Source organism: Leeuwenhoekiella parthenopeia, from assembly GCF_020782115.1.
Lineage (GTDB): Bacteria > Bacteroidota > Bacteroidia > Flavobacteriales > Flavobacteriaceae > Leeuwenhoekiella > Leeuwenhoekiella parthenopeia.
Map to the genome: position 1 here is coordinate 27261 of NZ_JAJGMW010000013.1, position 18325 is coordinate 45585.

13 protein-coding genes are annotated in these 18325 nt (G+C 43.0%); 4 read left to right on the plus strand and 9 right to left on the minus strand.

Annotated features, from left to right (window positions below; translation table 11 throughout):
* Window positions 1-27 precede the first annotated feature (27 nt).
* From cmk to lon, 3 genes are all read right to left on the minus strand, one after another.
* On the minus strand, window positions 28-723 hold the full coding sequence (cmk, locus tag LLW17_RS10875; RefSeq protein WP_228230290.1) for a (d)CMP kinase: 696 nt from the start codon (window positions 721-723) through the stop codon (window positions 28-30).
* A gap of 28 nt (window positions 724-751) precedes the next feature.
* Entirely contained in the window at window positions 752-1774 is a 1023-nt protein-coding gene (gene porQ, locus LLW17_RS10880; protein ID WP_228230291.1) for a type IX secretion system protein PorQ, read from the minus strand.
* A 108-nt stretch (window positions 1775-1882) separates the two neighbouring features.
* A complete protein-coding gene (gene lon / locus LLW17_RS10885) occupies window positions 1883-4333 on the minus strand; it encodes an endopeptidase La (RefSeq protein WP_228230292.1) in 2451 nt (816 codons plus the stop codon).
* Between the two features lie 215 nt (window positions 4334-4548).
* On the opposite strand from lon, the gene LLW17_RS10890 reads away from it, so the two are divergent.
* The 4 genes from LLW17_RS10890 to LLW17_RS10905 are packed head-to-tail and all read left to right on the plus strand — an operon-like array spanning window position 4549 to window position 7490.
* A complete protein-coding gene (locus tag LLW17_RS10890) occupies window positions 4549-5103 on the plus strand; it encodes an RNA polymerase sigma factor (RefSeq protein ID WP_228230293.1) in 555 nt (184 codons plus the stop codon).
* Between the two features lie 11 nt (window positions 5104-5114).
* Window positions 5115-5660, plus strand: a complete 546-nt coding sequence (locus tag LLW17_RS10895; protein WP_228230294.1) for a DUF4179 domain-containing protein — start codon at window positions 5115-5117, stop codon at window positions 5658-5660.
* Window positions 5641-6741, plus strand: coding sequence for a hypothetical protein (locus LLW17_RS10900; protein ID WP_228230295.1), 1101 nt, complete (start codon window positions 5641-5643; stop codon window positions 6739-6741). The genes LLW17_RS10895 and LLW17_RS10900 overlap by 20 nt, the downstream gene beginning before the upstream one ends.
* A gap of 20 nt (window positions 6742-6761) precedes the next feature.
* Window positions 6762-7490 (plus strand): head GIN domain-containing protein, encoded by a 729-nt coding sequence (locus LLW17_RS10905; protein WP_228230296.1) that lies wholly within the window; start codon window positions 6762-6764, stop codon window positions 7488-7490.
* A 184-nt stretch (window positions 7491-7674) separates the two neighbouring features.
* Here the strand turns inward: LLW17_RS10905 and LLW17_RS10910 are convergent, their stop codons facing one another.
* The 6 genes from LLW17_RS10910 to LLW17_RS10935 all read right to left on the minus strand — a co-directional run bounded on the left by LLW17_RS10910 (window position 7675) and on the right by LLW17_RS10935 (window position 18212).
* Entirely contained in the window at window positions 7675-9003 is a 1329-nt protein-coding gene (locus LLW17_RS10910; protein WP_228230297.1) for an MFS transporter, read from the minus strand.
* Between the two features lie 86 nt (window positions 9004-9089).
* Window positions 9090-9908: a M48 family metallopeptidase gene (locus tag LLW17_RS10915; protein ID WP_228230298.1), complete on the minus strand. Its 819-nt coding sequence runs from the start codon at window positions 9906-9908 to the stop codon at window positions 9090-9092.
* A 91-nt stretch (window positions 9909-9999) separates the two neighbouring features.
* Window positions 10000-12393, minus strand: coding sequence for a glycoside hydrolase family 31 protein (locus tag LLW17_RS10920; protein ID WP_228230299.1), 2394 nt, complete (start codon window positions 12391-12393; stop codon window positions 10000-10002).
* 280 nt (window positions 12394-12673) lie between these two features.
* Complete coding sequence (gene glgB / locus LLW17_RS10925; RefSeq protein ID WP_228230300.1) at window positions 12674-14602, minus strand: 1,4-alpha-glucan branching protein GlgB; 1929 nt, start codon at window positions 14600-14602, stop codon at window positions 12674-12676.
* The gene (locus LLW17_RS10930; RefSeq protein WP_228230301.1) at window positions 14595-16232 is read right to left on the minus strand and encodes a maltokinase N-terminal cap-like domain-containing protein; all 1638 of its coding nucleotides are present in this window, start codon (window positions 16230-16232) and stop codon (window positions 14595-14597) included. Before LLW17_RS10930 ends, glgB begins: the two co-directional genes overlap by 8 nt.
* A gap of 45 nt (window positions 16233-16277) precedes the next feature.
* Entirely contained in the window at window positions 16278-18212 is a 1935-nt protein-coding gene (locus LLW17_RS10935; protein WP_228230302.1) for an alpha-1,4-glucan--maltose-1-phosphate maltosyltransferase, read from the minus strand.
* Between the last annotated feature and the right edge of the window lie 113 nt (window positions 18213-18325).

Below are 18325 nucleotides of genomic sequence, written 5' to 3' on the forward strand. Positions count from 1 at the left end.
AGAGATCAGAAAAACTAAAGCGCCAGATTAGCACCTGCCGTAAATACGGTCTTTTGCGAGTTGCAGTAAAATATGAAACTGATCTTCAATATTGGTATGGGTATTATCAAGCAGGATCGCGTCTTCTGCCTGTTTCAGTGGGGAATCTTTACGGGTGGTATCAAGCTCATCGCGCTTTTGTACATTTTCGAGCACAGCCTCATACGTCACGTTTTCACCTTTTTGCTGAAGTTCTTCAAAGCGTCTTCGTGCCCGCTCTTCGGCCGTAGCCGTCATAAAGACCTTGAGTTCGGCATCTGGAAAAACCACGGTACCTATATCGCGGCCATCCATAACAATACCTTTATCTTTCCCCATCTCGTGCTGCTGCATAACCAGAAGTTTACGTACTTCGGGCACTGCCGCAACCTGACTTACAAAGTTTGAAACTTCTAAGGTGCGTATCTCGCGCTCCACATTTTCGCTGTTCAGCAATACTTCACCTAAACCTGTATCGGCATTCAAGGCAAACTTGACATTAACCATAAAGAGATGACGTACGAGCGCTTCCTTGTCAAAATAACCTTCTCTAATAAATAATTTGCGCATTGCATACAAAGTGACTGCGCGGTACATCGCACCGGTATCCACATAAATGTAGTTCAGTTCTTTGGCCAGCATTTTTGCCACGGTGCTTTTACCTGTGGAAGAATACCCGTCTATAGCAATGGTTATTTTTTTCAAGAAGTCTGATTTTTTTAAAAATTCTAGCTTACTGTAAATCGAGATTTAAGCCGAAAAATCCCGAACTCGCCGCGCTGTTGTAGCGGGCATAGCTGTAGCTAAGCCGCAATTTATTAAACTTCACAGAAAAACCGGCACTCAAACCCGCAAAACTACGCTGGTCTGCAATACGCAATTCTTCGCCTCTCCGTACGCTGTAACCCAGTCTGATGTTGAACCCCTTATCCGGAAATAATTCCGCTCCAAAAATCATATGCCGAAGCGCTTCATCAAAAAAATTGATCTTCTCCGGAGTGGTGTTTCCATTTAAATCGCTGGTTGCCCTCGCCAGATTTTCAAAAGCCAGGTTCCAGTTTTGAACGTTTTCTAAAGTGAAATGCCATTGAAGCGGTACATGTTCTAATTTCTGGGAAATGCCCAAATCTACTTCAAGCGGTAAGGATTCGCGCGTCACATCATAAGGCGTAAACTGGGTGCCCAAATTGCGCACGACCCCGGCTACATTAAGCCGAAGGTTTTCGTTTACATAAATAAATCCCAGGTCAACCGCACCTCCAAGTGAAGTGTACTGTTCCAGTTTTGAAGAGATCAGTTTCAGGTTTGCGCCCACAAAAAAATCGGTTCGCGGAATGTTGTACGCGTAACCCACCGAAAACGCCACTTCTCCCCCGCTAAAATCTCCGGTTTCGTTACCCTGCTCGTCGTATCCCGCAAAGTTTCCGTAGTTGATATAGGTAACCCCGGCCTGTATAACCTGCCTGCGTCTGTCGATTAGATAAGCATAACTCGCCGTACCGTAATTCACATCTGCCAGGTAATTCACATAATTAATAGCAAATTGATTGTCCATTTCCGCATTAATCACCGCCGGATTAAAAAGCGCAAGCGCGGGGTCGTAGCTGTAATCGGTAAGTAATTTACCTCCCAGTGCAGCCTGCTTGGGTGAGGAAACCAGATTTAAAAACTGATAGGTATCGCGCCCTCCCAACTGCGCCTGTAAACTTTTGGCACAACATACAAGAAACACAAGAAGTGTAAGCGTTCTCAGCATAGTAATGGGATGGCTTCCCGGTTAAACGGTTTACAATGATACTTTATTTTCAGAGCACAAAAAAACCCGCATCCCAAAGAATGCGGGTTTTATAACTCGTTTTGAGTATTACAGAATCTTGGCGTTTTTTACCTGTTCTTTAGTAAGTGCCAGTTCAAGAACTTCGCTCATATCATTTACATAATGAAAGGTAAGTCCTTTTAGGTACTCCTCATTAATCTCTTTAATGTCGCGCTCGTTTTCGGCACACATAATGATTTCCTTGATGTGCGCCCGTTTTGCAGCCAGAATCTTTTCTTTGATTCCACCTACCGGAAGCACTTTACCCCGCAGGGTAATCTCACCGGTCATCGCGATATTTTTCTTCACTTTACGCTGGGTAAATAAAGATACTAAAGAGGTTAGCATAGTGATACCTGCACTCGGTCCGTCTTTAGGCGTTGCCCCTTCCGGCACGTGAATGTGTACGTTGTAATTTTCAAATACCCCTGGATTTAGTTCGAGGGCATCGGCATTAGACTTAATGTACTCCATCGCCAGGGTAGCACTTTCTTTCATCACTTTACCCAGGTTTCCGGTAACGGTAAGATTTCCTTTTCCTTTAGAAAGTATCGATTCTATAAAAAGGATATCGCCACCTACCTGCGTCCAGGCCAAACCGGTTACCACACCGGCAACCTCGTTGTTTTCGTATTTATTGCGCTCCAGTTTAGGAGATCCCAGCACATCAATAACCGTTTCGGTATCGACCTTGACTTTATATTCCTCCTCCATCGCGATATTTTTGGCCGCATAGCGCACCATTTTAGCGATTTGTTTTTCCAGACCCCGCACACCCGACTCGCGCGTGTAGCCTTCCACGATTTTTTCGAGTTGAGGCTTGGCGATTTTAAGCTGTTCGGGTTTTACACCGTGCTCCTTTAATTGCTTCGGAAGCAGATGACGTTTACCAATTTCGACCTTCTCCTCGATGGTATAACCGGTCACATTAATGATTTCCATTCGGTCGCGCAACGCAGGCTGAATGTTCCCCAGATTGTTTGCAGTCGCGATAAACATCACTTTTGAAAGGTCAAAACCTAACTCCAGGAAGTTATCGTGAAAATCGGCGTTTTGCTCGGGATCTAAAACTTCAAGCAAAGCGGAAGAAGGATCTCCCTGATTGCTGTTGCTCAATTTATCAATCTCATCCAACACAAATACCGGGTTGCTGGTACCGGCCTTCTTCAAATTCTGAAGAATTCTACCCGGCATCGCACCGATATAGGTTTTACGGTGCCCGCGTATCTCTGCTTCATCGCGTAAACCACCTAAACTCATACGCACGTATTCGCGTCCCAGAGCTTCGGCAACTGATTTACCTAACGAAGTTTTACCCACACCGGGAGGTCCATACAGACAAAGAATAGGCGACTTCATATCGTTACGCAGTTTCAGTACCGCCAGATATTCGATGATTCGTTTTTTAACGTCATCAAGACCATAATGATCGCGGTCCAGAATGCGCTTAGCCCGTTTCAGGTCAAATTTGTCCTTGCTGAATTTATTCCAAGGCAAATCCAGAAACAGATCGAGGTAATTGCGCTGTATGCTGTACTCCGCCACCTGCGGATTCATACGCTGCATTTTAGACAATTCCTTGTCAAAATGCTTGCCTACTTTCTCATCCCATTTTTTCTTTTTGGCGCGCTGACGCATTTCCTCCAGTTCGTCTTCCTGAGAAACCCCTCCCAGTTCTTCCTGAATGGTTTTCATCTGTTGATGCAGGAAATATTCGCGCTGTTGCTGGCTCATATCGTTGTGCACCCGGCTCTGAATATCGTTTTTCAGCTCCAGTTTTTGCATTTCGGTATTCATGTGCCGCAAGGTTTGCAGCGCACGCTCCTGCAGGTCGTTGATCTCTAAAAGATTTTGCTTCTCCTCAACCGTAAGGTTCATATTAGAACTCACGAAATTGATCAAAAACGAATCGCTTTCAATATTCTTAATCGCAAAACCGGCCTCGCTGGGTATATTTGGCGACTGCTTGATAATTTGCAGTGCTTTGTCTTTGATGGAGTCTATAATCGCCTTAAACTCGGCACTATCCGGTTCAGGTCGCGTCTCAGGCACTTCACGCACGGTTGCTACGAGATAGGGCTTTTCGGTAATTACCTCTGCCACATTAAAACGCTTTTTACCCTGAATGATGACCGTAACGTTTCCGTCGGGCATTTTTAAGACCCGCAAAATACGAGCAACCACACCCGTTGTATTGATATCATCAGCCCCGGGGTTCTCGATTTTTTCATCCTTTTGCGAAACAACACCAATGATTTTAGAACCTTTATTGGATTCATTAATAAGATCAATAGACATATCACGCCCTGCGGTGATGGGGATTACCACACCGGGAAAAAGGACTGTATTGCGCAAGGGTAAAATAGGCAGGGTCTGGGGTAGCTCCTCGCGGTTTATCTCATCTTCATCTTCAGGGGTCATTAGCGGGATTAATTCGGCATCGCCTTCAAAGTCCTGTAATGACAGATTGTCAAGATTTGTAAATTTTGTATTAGCCATAGCATAGTTTGACACTTTGTCACAAAAAATAAAGATTGTGGTTTCGTGCTTTTTTTTATAATTCCTGTTAAGGCCCTAAAAATCAAGAATAACAGGGGTTTAGGGCTCTTTTCACTATCTATAATTCAATTGTTGTGCCAGCGTCTTCAGAAAAAAAAAGTCAAAACTGTAACAATGTTGTGATGCACGTATCTTTATAATGAAGCACTAACCCGTTGAATACAACTAACCAGGAAATAGAATTATTGCTTTCGCTTTGCAAAGACGGCAATCAAAAAGCGCAGCTCGAAGTGTACAAACGCTATTATAAAGCTATGTACAATACGGCCCTGCGCATTGTCAAGGACACTGCCGAAGCCGAAGATGTGATGCAGGAATCATTCCTCAGCGCATTTACCAAGCTCGACAGCTACAGCGGCGATGCGACCTTTGGCAGCTGGCTAAAACGCATTGTGGTTAACAACAGTATAAGCAGCTATAACAAGCGTCTAAGGCGTAAAGAAGATGATCTGGAAGATACCCTCTACAAGCTGGAGGATGAAGACGGAATCACCGAGTGTGATGCAGATAGTCTAGAAATTAAGCGTGTTCTTAAAACTATGGAAGAGCTTAAAGAAAGCTACAGGGTCGCGCTCACTTTAAACCTTATTGAAGGCTATGATTATGACGAAATGAGCGAAATACTGGGAATAAGTTATGCCAATTGCAGAACCACAGTTTCCCGGGCGAAAGAAAGTTTACGTAAAAAATTGAGCGAAAGCTTTGCTTAAAGAAAAACACTATGAAAACAAATTTAGAAGACTGGTTTAAAGAACAGCGTGATTGTTTTGATATCGCTGAGCCCGCCGAAGATCATCAGCTTCGCTTTTTGGAGAAACTGCAAAAGCAGGAACCTAAAAAGAAGAAAACTTTAGATTGGTGGAAGCCCTTGCTCTCTGCCGCAGCCATGGTCCTCCTGATTTTTATGGGGTATCTGGGTACTGCTACAGAAAAGCATACCGATCTCGCAGCCGTTTCGCCCGAAATGGCAAAAACCAAAGACTTTTTTACAAAAACCATCGAAGAAGAACTGTATAACATCAATGAAGCACGTACTCCCGAAACTCAAAAACTGGTTGACGATGCCCTAAAGCAACTGGAAATCCTCGAAAAGGATTATCAGGAGCTGGCAGACGACCTCAGCATGAGTGGAGAAGACAAACGGGTGATCTACGCTATGATCGCCAATTTTCAGGCGCGCATAGATTTGTTGAATACCGTTCTCGAAAAAATTGAATCAATCAAAAAATTTAACACCCTAAAAAATTATGAAGATGCATTACTCTAAACTAATCCTGTTTTTACTGCTGATGCCGATGATGGCTACCGCAACTAACGATCCCGATCGTTTTAATGGGCGGTATACTAAAGAAAAAAAGATCACCAAAGACTATAAGGTAAAAGCAGACGCCCTGTTGAAAATAAACAACAGCTACGGCAATGTTGATCTCATTGCCTGGGATCAAAACCGCATCACTATTGAAGTTATTGTACGCACCAATGGCAATGACGAAGAACAGGTGATCAAAAAACTCGAGGAAATCGACGTGAGCTTTGAAGCCGATGCCAGTATGGTTGCAGCACGTACCAAAATCAAGGAAAGCAACAGTTCGTGGTGGAGCAGCTGGATCAATGGCAACGACAATGTTAAAATGGAAATCAATTATAAAGTACGGGTTCCTATTTCTAACACCATTGACATCAGCAACGATTACGGCGGTATTTCTCTAGACAAACTAAAAGGCGTTGCCAAAATCTCCTGCGATTACGGGCATATGGATTTGGGCGAATTGCTCGCAGACAATAATGAACTGCGCTTTGACTATACTAACAATACCCGAATCGCTTATATGAAAAGTGGAAAGATCAGTGCCGACTACAGCAGCTTTACTTTGGAAAAAGCCCAAAACGTAGTTCTGAATGCAGATTATACCAAGTCTAATTTTGATGACATCAGCAAATTACTGTACAACTGCGATTACGGAAGCATAGACATCGGAAACGCCGGCAATATTGAAGGCAGTTCTGATTATTTGAGCGTAGAGATCGGTAAAGTAATCGGTAATCTTTCACTCAATCTCGATTACGGGTCTGTGCGTATAGACGAGGTTACTGCTAAAGCCGGCAATATTCGCATCAATACAGACTATGCCAGCGTTAAGATGGGTTACAACAGCGGGTATAACTTCAACTTTACCATAAAACTGAGCTATGCAGGCCTTAAAGGTGAGGGTGACCTGGAGTTTTCAAGAAAACAGGTAGAATCCTTCAGCAAATATTACGAAGGTTATCATGGCTCAAAATCTGCCAACAACAACGTCAACATAACATCTGAATACGGAGGTGTTTCGCTTTATAAAATAAATTAATACGCAATCAATCAAAAACCATGAAAAAACAAGTAGCATTTATAGCTTTAGTACTTACCGCAGGCCTTACGCAGGCGCAATGGTGGGGAGGAAACAAAGTAGAAGGTAACGGCAATGAGGTTACCCGTGAGCGCCAGGTAGGCAATTATAACGAGGTTGATGTCGCAGGCAGTTTCGACGTGTATTTGGTAGCCGGTTCAGAGGGCACCGTAACGGTAGAGGCTGAAGAAAACCTTCAGGAATACATCATTACCGAAGTTAAAGGCGACAAACTAAAAATTCACACCAAAGACGGTTACAGCCTGAAAACCTCAAGAAATAAAGGCATTGTGATTACTGTACCCTTCAAAGACATCGAAAAGGTAAGCCTTGCAGGCTCGGGTGATGTAATGACCAAAGATGCCATTAACGCACAAAGTTTCAGATGTGCCCTGGCCGGAAGCGGGGATATGGTGCTTGAAGTGAATGCCCAGGATGTAAAGGCTTCGCTCGCAGGATCGGGAGATTTAGTGGTTAAGGGAAGTGCCCAGGAAGTTGAACTGGAAGTAGCCGGAAGCGGTGATCTGGATGCTTCAGATCTTAAAAGTAAAGATGCCACAGCACGTGTTTCGGGTTCGGGAGATATCGTCCTCAATTGCGACGGAGGAACTTTAAAAGCCAGTGTTGCCGGAAGCGGCGATATTCGATATACCGGAAATCCTGATAACGTAAACTCTAATGTGGTTGGCTCCGGAAGTGTGAGCAACTAAAAACAACTATTCATCAATCAACTGAAAAGGCTGTCTAAAAAGCAAACCGTGTCATATTGAGCTTGTCGAAATATTTTCAACTTACTGATTATCAAAATCGGTTTAGACAGGCTCAACCTGACAACTCAGTTTATTAAGACTTTTTAGACAGCCTCTTTTATTTCTCCAATTTAATTTAAGCTATTTAGGCCTGTTCGATAATTCGCTTCCGTGGAACGAAAAACAGTAGAATTACACCCACGGCAAAAAAGGCGATAAAAAAGAGAATCGCATAGCGAATGCTGGTTTGTTCCGCGATGAAACCGTAGGTTGACATCCCGATCACTATGCCTATTTTTTCGGAAACATCGTAAAAGCTGAAATACGAAGCCGTGTCTTTCTCCCCTTCCGGAATTAATTTAGAATAGGTAGAGCGCGATAAAGATTGAATTCCGCCCATAACCAGACCTACAAATGCTGCGGTGATGTAAAACTGAAACGGTGTCGTGATGGTGTAGGCATAAATACAAATGATGATCCATATCATATTGATCACAATGAGCGTAGGGATATTCCCAAACTTCGCCGAAGCTTTTGAAGTAAGCCAGGCACCTAAAACGGCAACCAACTGAATGAGCAGGATACTCACGATGAGCCCCGTGGTGCTGTCTGTTTCTCCCCAGTCTAATTCTTCAATACCAAAATAGGTTGCGATGAGCATAATGGTTTGCACCGCCATACTGTACACAAAAAAGGCGGTCAGATAAGTGCGCATCGGCTTATCGTATTTGAGTTTTTTCCAGATTTTCTTCAATTCTTTAAAGCCATTAAAGAGCACATCATTGGTAAGTTTTTCCTTTTTATTGCCTTTCGGAAGGTAATAATAGGTGTATTGACTAAAGCCTATCCACCACAAACCGGTAAGTACAAATGAAAAACGGGTTGGGAAATCTTCATTTTCAAAACCAAAAGTCTTGTGCATCAAAATCATGGCGAGGCACACACATAGTAAAATCACACTGCCTATATAACCCAGTGAATAACCTTTGGCGCTGATGCGATCCTGCTGATCTGGAAATGCGATATCGGGTAAATAGGAATTGTAAAACACGAGACTTCCCCAAAAACCAATCAACGCCAGAAAATAACACAACAAACCGAACCACAAAAAATCGGTACTAAACCAGTACAATCCAATACAGGAAACAGCCCCGAGGTAACAGAAAAACTTCATAAAGAACTTCTTATTCCCCACATAATCTGCAATCCCGCTCAACAACGGACTCAAAAAGGAAACCATCAGAAAGGCAGCTGCAGTGACGTAGCTGATGAGCGTATCGTTATTAAAATCCCTGCCTAAAAAATTGACGGTATCATTCAATTTGTTGCCATCGGCGTCTTTTACGATGGTAATAGCTCCATAAAAAATGGGAAAAATGGCTGAGGCAATTACCAGGCTGTAGACCGAGTTGGCCCAGTCGTAAAAGGCCCAGGCATTCAAGAGTTTCTTACTTCCTTTTGGCAAAGCTTCCATAAGCAGATGGTTCAGTTTAAGAAGGGGCTAAAATAAGAAAGCCGCTTCAATAGAAGCGGCTTTTGAATTTCTTTTTTAACAAATGGTTATTTGGTAGGATTCACTCCAAATTTTTGAGCTTCGGCTACTGCTCGTGGAGCAATTTCCTTCAAACGCGCAATACGCGTGTCTGCCGAAGGGTGCGTACTTAAAAACTCCGGTGGAGCCTGTCCGCCTGAAGCAGCGCGCATACGCTCCCATAAACTGATTGCAGCATAAGGGTCGTAACCCGCGATAGCAGCGATTATAGTACCAATCTCATCAGCCTGATTTTCGTGACTACGGCTAAAGGGTAACATACCGCCTACGGTTGTACCCAAACCGTATGCCTGATTAAAGATTTGCTGCTTTTGAGGGTCATTACCTATAAGCACTGAACCTGCAACTGCGCCTAAACTTTGTGCCTGAGCAGCTGTCATACGCTGTGCCCCGTGATTAGCCATAGCGTGAGCAAGCTCATGACCCATTACCATTGCAAGACCGGCCTCAGTTTCAGCAATCGGAAGCAAACCGGTAAATACTACAATTTTACCACCGGGCATACAGAACGCGTTTACAGCATTATCCTTAATGAGATTGTATTCCCACTGGTAATCATCCAGGTAATTAGGGTATCCCAGAGCAGTCATGTAGCGTTCTGCCGCAACCGCGATACGGTCACCTACACGCTTAACTTCGGCAGCTTCAGCAGTACCTCTTACTACATTATTTTCTGCTAAAAATTGGTTGTATTGCTGAAAAGACGACGGGAAAATTTGTTCATTGCTGTAAGCATTGAAGGTTTGCTTGCCCGTAAACGGACTGGTTTTACAGCTTAAAACCAGCGCAAGCGTCATAAAAACGAGTATAAGTTGTTTGAGTTTCATGGTATAGTATTAAATTTTAACAGGATGAAATTACAAATTCTAACTACCTGTTTTTTAACAATTAGCTAAACTTTAATAGTACTTGTGAAAATTATCCTATTATGTGAACTACTGAAAAATCTTCAGGAAGTTTTAAATATTTATCTTCCTTATCCAGATTATTCAAATCATATGCCACATTATCTACCTTGATTTTCTTGATGCGAAAAGGTAAGCCTATGAGATTGAGTTTAATGGTATCGTATTCTGTCTCAAAGGTTCCGCCCTTGTGCTGCTGAATCGTTAAGTCTGAAGCCTTACCTCTCAGTTTAAAATTGCGTAAACTGTATCTGCCTTTTTTATAATCATAGCCATCATTAGCATCCTCATAGACTTTAGAGTCTACAACATCTTCCGCGTAGTACACGTCCAGTTTGAGTTCGTCAATAACCTGTTCTCCCACATACTGCTGCACGGGATATCGCGGTATGATGCTCCCTTCCTGCACAAACATGGGAATGCAATCTATATCTGCATCTACCCAAATCTCGCGCCCGCCCTCAAGGTATTCGTTAGTCCAGAAATTGTACCAGCCACCACGGGCGAGGTACATTCTGCGTCCCTTGGAATTGGGTTCTAAAATGGGACAAACCAAAATGCTGTTACCAAAAATAAACTCATCGCTGCGGTAATGGGTATGTGGGTCGTCCTGATCAAAATATACCAAAGGTTTAAGCATAGGGATGCCTTCTGTGGCATAATCGTAAAACATGGTATACAGATAGGGCAATAAGGTATAGCGCAGCTCGATAAAGCTTCTGGTAATGTCTGTTATTTCGTCATCAAATGACCATGGTTCCTGATCTCCGTGATGCCCGGAAGAGTGTACCCTGCAGAAGGGGTGAAAAACCCCAAGCTGAATCCAGCGTACAAATAATTCGCCCGTAGGCTGCTCGGCAAAACCGCCAATATCAGTACCGGTGAAAGACATGCCGCTGAGGCACATGCGTTGTACCTGATTGTTGGCTATCCACAGGTGCTCCCAGGTAGCGACGTTATCTCCTGTCCATGAAGAAGTATAGCGCTGTGCCCCGCTGTATGCACTACGTGTAATTACCAAAGGTCTTTTAGGATAGACGTATTTTTTAACGCCTTCATAGGTCGCTCGCGCCATTTGAGTACCGTAAACGTTATGGGCTTTACGATGACTACATGGATGCCCGTCAAAATCGTGACGCACATCATCGGGGAAGGTTTTGCCGGGAACTTCCATTACCGCGGGCTCGTTCATATCATTCCATACACCACGCACACCAATTTCTCCTACCAGCTCTTTAAATAAGCCGGCCCACCATTCCCTTACTTCGGGATTGGTATAATCTGGAAAAGCACATTCTCCCGGCCAGACTTTACCTATCATATCTGGCCCGTCTGCACGTTTACAGAAATAGCCATTTTCTAATGCCTGGCGGTAAACCCAGTAATCGGGATCGATTTTGATTCCCGGATCTATAATTACAATGGTTTTAAAACCGTCGTTTAACAATTCACGCACCATACGCTTAGGGTCAGGAAAATATTCCTTATTCCAGGTAAAACATCTAAAACCCTCCATATAATCGATGTCGAGATAAATGCCATCACAGGGAATTTTAAGATCCCTGAATTTTTTTGCAATACCCTTAACCGTGCTTTCCGGATAATAACTCCATTTACATTGCTGAAAACCCAGCGTCCACAAGGGCGGTAGCTCAGGTTTACCGGTAAGGTGGGTATAGCTCTGCACTACCTCACTCATATCGGGACCATAAATAAAATAATAGTTCATCTCCCCTCCGGGTGCCCAGAAGCTGGTAACATCGAGCCGTTCCTGACAAAAATCGAAAGTGGATTTAAAAGTATTATCAAAAAATATCCCGTAAGCCCTTTTGTCCTTCAGCCCTATATAGAACGGAACACTCTTGTAAATGGGATCTGTTTCCTTACCAAAAGCATACGAATCTGTCGCCCAGTTTGAAAAACGCTTTCCTCTTAAATTTAGATGTACGGGTTTATCTCCCAGACCGTAAAAGGCTTCTCCGGGATGAGAGCGCTTGTTCATTTTGACAATGTTTCCGCCAAGCGTAAAACTTTCCTCATAATGAAAACCAACTTCATCCTCATTGATAAGATTTCCCTCTATGTCCAAAATTTTGGTCTGCAGACTTATCTTTTCGATCTTGATGATGAGCTTGGCAGTGGTAACAATGTGAAAATTTTTATTCTCGCTAAGTTCAAGATGGTTGTAACCTATGAGATTTTCAGGATCAACGGCATAGGAAAAGTCCTCTTCAAGAATGCCACGGGTACCGTAGCGAAAACGAATTACGCTATCGCGCAAAACGGTAAGTTCAAGAATTACATTGTTTTCGGTCGTAAAATAGAGGGTATCAACCTCCTGCCGTATATTTTTTATGGTATTGGGAAACTGATTTCCTTTTTGTTCTAATTCGGTATTCGTAATCATGCGTTACTGGCGTTTTACGTTTTAATCAAATACTGTTTATTGGGGAATTCAACGGAAGGAATACTTCCTGATAATCAACGGCTGTTTGAATTTAATCATCATCACCAGGCTTCTTGCTAAGCGCAAACTAAGTTACTGGTTTCCTATTAATATCTCTTTTAGGGTTTGAAAAGATATCAACGAACTAGTAAACAGAAAATCGCTAAAATCAATGTTTATCACTTGTAAAAAACACTAAAAGGAGCTTTTCTGCTCCTTTTAGTGTTTTAAATTATTCTCCTTATTTGTCTGACAAAGCAAAAACCAAAGTTGCCAGAGGTGCCAGGTCAAGCTTAATGCTGTTTTCTCTGGAGTTCCAGGGCACAGCTTCCACCGCCACGCGTTCGGTGAGGTAATCACCACTGCCGCCGTACTCTTTCTTATTGGTATTGAGTATTTCCTGCAGACTGGCTTTCGCCTTAAAAATTTCTGAAGGCACACCTACACGATAGTTTTCGCGGGGTACCGGGGTGAAGTTACAAATTACCAATACCGTTTCTTTTGGTTTATTTCCTTTACGCAGATACGACAGCACGCTGTTTTCAGAATCAGACCACTCGATCCATTCAAAACCTTCGTGGCTAAACTGCTTTTCGTAGAAGGCCGGGTGGGATTTATACAGTTTATTCAAATCGGTCACGCAAGCCTGCATACCTTTATGGAAATCGTATTGCAGCAGGTGCCAATCCAGGCTTTGCTGAAAATTCCACTCTGAGCTTTGTGCAAACTCCCCTCCCTGAAAAATAAGATTGGTACCGGGATGGGTAAACATATAACCAAACATCAACCTCAGGTTTGCAAAGCGTTGCCACTCGGTTCCCGGCATACGGTCAAAAAGAGATTTTTTACCGTAAACCACCTCATCGTGGGAGAGCGGTAACATAAAATTCTCTGAGAACGCATAGGTCATTGAGAAGGTTATATCATTCTGATGGTATTTGCGATATACCGGCTCTTTCTTAAAATACTCCAGCGTATCGTGCATCCAGCCCATCATCCACTTCATTCCAAAACCGAGTCCGCCCAGAAAAACCGGTTTTGAAACGCCGGTATAACTGGTAGATTCTTCAGCTATGGTTTGCACATCGGGATAGTTTTTGAACACGGTAACATTAAGCTCTTCCAAAAATGAAATGGCATCCAGGTTTTCGCGACCTCCAAACTGATTAGGCTCCCACTCCCCGTCTTCACGCGAATAATCGAGGTATAACATAGAAGCTACTGCATCAACACGCAGGCCGTCAATATGGTACTGATCTAGCCAGAACAAAGCATTACTGATGAGGAAAGCACGCACTTCATTACGCCCGTAATTAAAAATTAAAGACTTCCAATCGGGGTGCCAGCCTTTACGCGGATCCGGGTGTTCGTATAAATGAGACCCGTCAAAATTACCCAGACCGTGTGCATCTTCGGGAAAATGTGAGGGTACCCAGTCTAAAATGACTCCAATACCTGCCTGGTGGAATTTATCAACCAGCAGCATAAATTCTTCAGGATATCCAAAACGGGAGGTCGGTGCAAAATATCCGGTCAATTGATAACCCCAGCTGGGATCGTATGGATATTCCATAATGGGCATAAACTCCACGTGAGTAAATTCCATTTGTTTTACGTAGGCAACCAAATCATCGGCCATTTCGGTATAACTCAGGCTGCGATTCTCGTTTCCGGTTTTTTTCCACGACCCCAGATGCACCTCGTAAACCGAAAATGGAGTGTCAAGCGCGTTATGTTTCGCGCGGTTTTTCATCCATTTACTGTCTTTCCACTTGTAATTGGTATCGTAGATGACCGAAGCTGTCTTAGGCGGATGCTCAGCCCTGCGGGCGAAAGGATCTGCCTTTTCGGTTTTTACATCATTGTGATGCGACTGAATTTTATATTTATAGATGGTACCGTGACCCACATCGGGTATAAAGCCTTCCCAAATACCACTGCCGTCCCAGCGCACGTTGAGTTTGTGATCGCCTTCAAGCCAATAGTTGAAATCACCTACTACCGAAACCGATTTGGCACTTGGTGCCCAGACTGCAAAATACGTCCCCTTCTTACCATCTACGGTTACAGGGTGGGAACCCAGCTTTTCATAAAGCCTGAAATGCTTTCCGGCTTTAAAAAGCTCAATGTCAAAATCTGAAAATAAACTATATGTGTGTACGTTACTCATGTTTTTTTTGATTAAGTATGTTGGAGATTCCTTTTAAGGGAATTATTGCCCAGCGTGGTCTGGCATTGAGCTCATAGCCCAACTCATAAACCGCTTTCTCCAGCAGGCAATATTGTAATAAAAATTCGATTTCCTTGATGTAGCCAATATTAAGATTGGCTTGTTGCACCTCCTGAATGTAGGTACGTAAAAATACACCTACTATATTACTGTACAACACTTCGGCGATTTGAAAGAGCTCATCAAGCTCATAATCATACTCCTCGTGGTTGTTGAATATGGTAGCATAGATTGCATAATTAAACGATCTGAACATACCGGCCACATCTTTGATAGGTGGTTGCTTTACCTTACGATCCCTAATGGTGCTTTCGGGCTCGCCCTCAAAATCGATGATGTAAAAATCCCGCTCGTGAACCAGTACCTGCCCCAGGTGATAATCGCCGTGTATGCGCAGACGTTCACTCTTCAGTTTATCTTCATCAAAATCGAGCAGCTGTTTTCTAATGACCTTTTTATTACTCAAGAATTCCTGTGCCAGTTCGAGCTGCAAGCCATCTAACTTATGCAGATTATTTTCAACCAGATTTATTCGGTTTTCAAACTGATAAATCAATCTGTTTTTGAGCCAAACGGAATAATCATTACCAAAAGGTTGTGGTGTAAAAGCCGTGTTGATGCGCTCCTGCCCCAGACCTATGTGCATCTGGGCGGTACGCAAAGCCAGATTGGAAACATCCTCAAAAAAACTAAGGGGACACCAGGCCAGTACTGTTGAAGAAACATCGGTCACAGCAAGCTGCTCCAGATACTTTGTAGGCCTTAGGGTCTCAAGCTTCGGTTTTTGATTGGATAATTCTTTAAAAATGAGTTTAAGATTATGGGTAAAATACTCCCAGGCATCCCCTTTATTGGGCACCAGCTCCTGCATCAATCCCAGAGTGATCACGTTTTTATCGCTAAACTTAAGGGTGATACTGCCCAGGTATCTGGGGGTGTTTTTAAAAAACCCTTTCATCGTGAGATACTTACTGATCTCATAATCGGGGTTTTCATCTACATAAACCCTTCTGAAAATTTTCAGGATACAGGATTCATTATAGATAATAGACGTATTGCTTTGCTCTACCCCCATTAATCTGCTGCTCTCATAGCCTGAAATGGTATTGGACCTGCCTCTGCGGTAGGCAATCTCTTTATAGCGGTATTTTTCGCCCTCAAGAATTTTTAAAAAGATTTGCTTGCGAAAAGACTCCAGAAGCAGCGCATCTACCAGAAAACCTTCTTTACCGTTGAGTCTTAAACGTGCAATAAGCTTATCGCCTACCAGGCTTTGATCGGTTATAAAAGCTATGGGTAAGAAGTAATTCTGCACAAAAGCCTCCTGAAAATTTACTTCAAGAACTATCCCGTAAAACCGATCCTTTTGATCTTCGATAGGAAAACTATCAATGATTTCCAGATATTTTAATGCACTGGCTTTGCCGCCATACCAACGCTGCTTGAGGATGTAAGGTTGTAAAATGTCATTGCAGAGTTCGCGATTAAAACGCTCGTTCTCCAATAAATCTTCCCAACGGGACTCGTATTTATAATCAAGTCTGCCGTCAATTTGATTTTCCTCGGCCATGGGTTTGGTTTAATTAGTTAGTTTTCCTTTAAAGCGTGGAGTATTTTATTTAAATACCTGAAAAATGTGAAAAGGTAATGAGGGGTGCAATTCCACATAATTCCATTCTTCGTTCCAGGTATAGGTACTGTCTGTGATTACGTCTTTCAGCGTCAATTCAGAACCCGGTGCCAGATTCATCAGTTCGTATGGCAGGCGTAAACTACCGGCTTGTTTGTAATAGGGATCAAGACTCACGACAACGAGAATTTCGTTTTTAAAACCTTCATCCCACTTATAAAATGCCAGTAAACCGTCGTTATGCAGATCGCAAAAACGAATATTATTGGTCTGCTGAAGTGCTGTGTGCTGTTTACGTACTGCGTTTATTTTGCTTATAAGGCGTATAAGTTTATTGTCTTTCTTCCAATCCCAATGGCGAATCTGGTATTTTTCAGAATTCATATACTCTTCTTTTCCGGGAACAGGATCGCTCTCCATAAATTCATAAACGGGGCCGTATAAACCTATATTTGAACTTAAGGTAGCAGCCAGTGCATAGCGAATAAGATGCTGTGCCTCGTTAGCTCCCTGCAGATGCCAGGGGTTGATGTCTGGTGTATTGGGCCAAAAATTGGGACGGTAATATTCCTTTTGTTTGGTCTGCGTAAGCTCGGTCATATACTCGATGAGTTCGCTTTTACTGGTACGCCAGGTGAAATAGGTATACGACTGACTGTAGCCCTGTTTTGCAAGTTGCTGCATGATTTTTGGACGTGAAAAGGCTTCAGCTAAAAACAGCACATCGGGATGCTCTTTTTTAATTTCTGCAATAAACCAGTTCCAAAAATAGAAGGGTTTGGTATGCGGGTTATCAACTCTAAATATTTTGATTCCCATATCAACCCAATGCAAGGCTACGCTCAGCAATTCTTCCCAGAGTTCTTTATAATCTTCAGACTCCCAGTAAAAATTGACGATGTCCTGGTATTTTTTTGGCGGATTCTCTGCGTATTGCATGGTACCATCTGGTCGCTTTTTAAACCATGACGGATGCTCGGTAAGGTAAGGATGGTCGGGAGCGGCCTGAAATGCAAGATCCATAGCCACTTCAATTCCTAAGCTTTCGGCGTGGTTGATTAGATTTCTGAAATCAGCTTCGGTCCCTAATTCCGGGTGAATGGCTTTATGGCCGCCGTGTTTAGAGCCTATACCCCACGGCACCCCACTATCACCCGGTTCGGCATTGGTTGCATTATTTCTTCCTTTTCGGTTTACTTCGCCTATAGGATGTATGGGTGGAAAATACAAGGTGTCAAAACCCATCGCCGCCACGCGTGGCAACAAACGCTCACAATCTTTAAAAGTCCCGTGTTTGCCCGGTTCTTCACTTGCTGAACGCGGAAAGAACTCATACCAGGTGCTAAAACGGGCTTTAGAGCGATCTACATAGACTTCAAGCGCTTTACTTTCGTGGGCGAGATTTCGCGTTGGATGATCTCTAAAAATGCGGTGCAAGTCTTCAGAAATGGCGTATTTGCAGGCCTCATCATAACGTTTTTCGTCTGCAAACAAATCTTGGAGCATTCCTACATAGTGCTTCCCGTTGTCATCCAGTTTTTGGCTAACTGCCTCCAGATGTTGAATGCCGTCGAGCAACTCGCTTTTTACATATTGAGCATCCTTTAGTTTAACTTCTATACCATGTTGCCAGTTGAGCGGATGATCAATCCACCCACGAATCTTGTATTCATAAAATCCCTGGTGTTCTACTCTAAAAGCGGCAGCATAGGCATCATTTACTAATGGAGCCATTCGTACGGTTTGCCAGGTTTTATCTGTTTTACGCTTAAAGCAAACTTCGACCTGTAATACATCGTGGCCATCTCCCAGCACATCTGCGGTTACGTGTACCAGTTCACCGGTTACTCTTTTGATAAAAAAATCCCCACCTTGCAGCTGGGGTTCTATATTTTCTATAACAATGCGTTCTCGTGTCAAGGTTGGTTAATTTAAATTTTTGATTAAATAAATAATACTCTTTAAAAATAGCAATTATTAATGATAACTGCTTTTAAAATACAAATTTGACAATTGTGTTAACACTCCTAAGC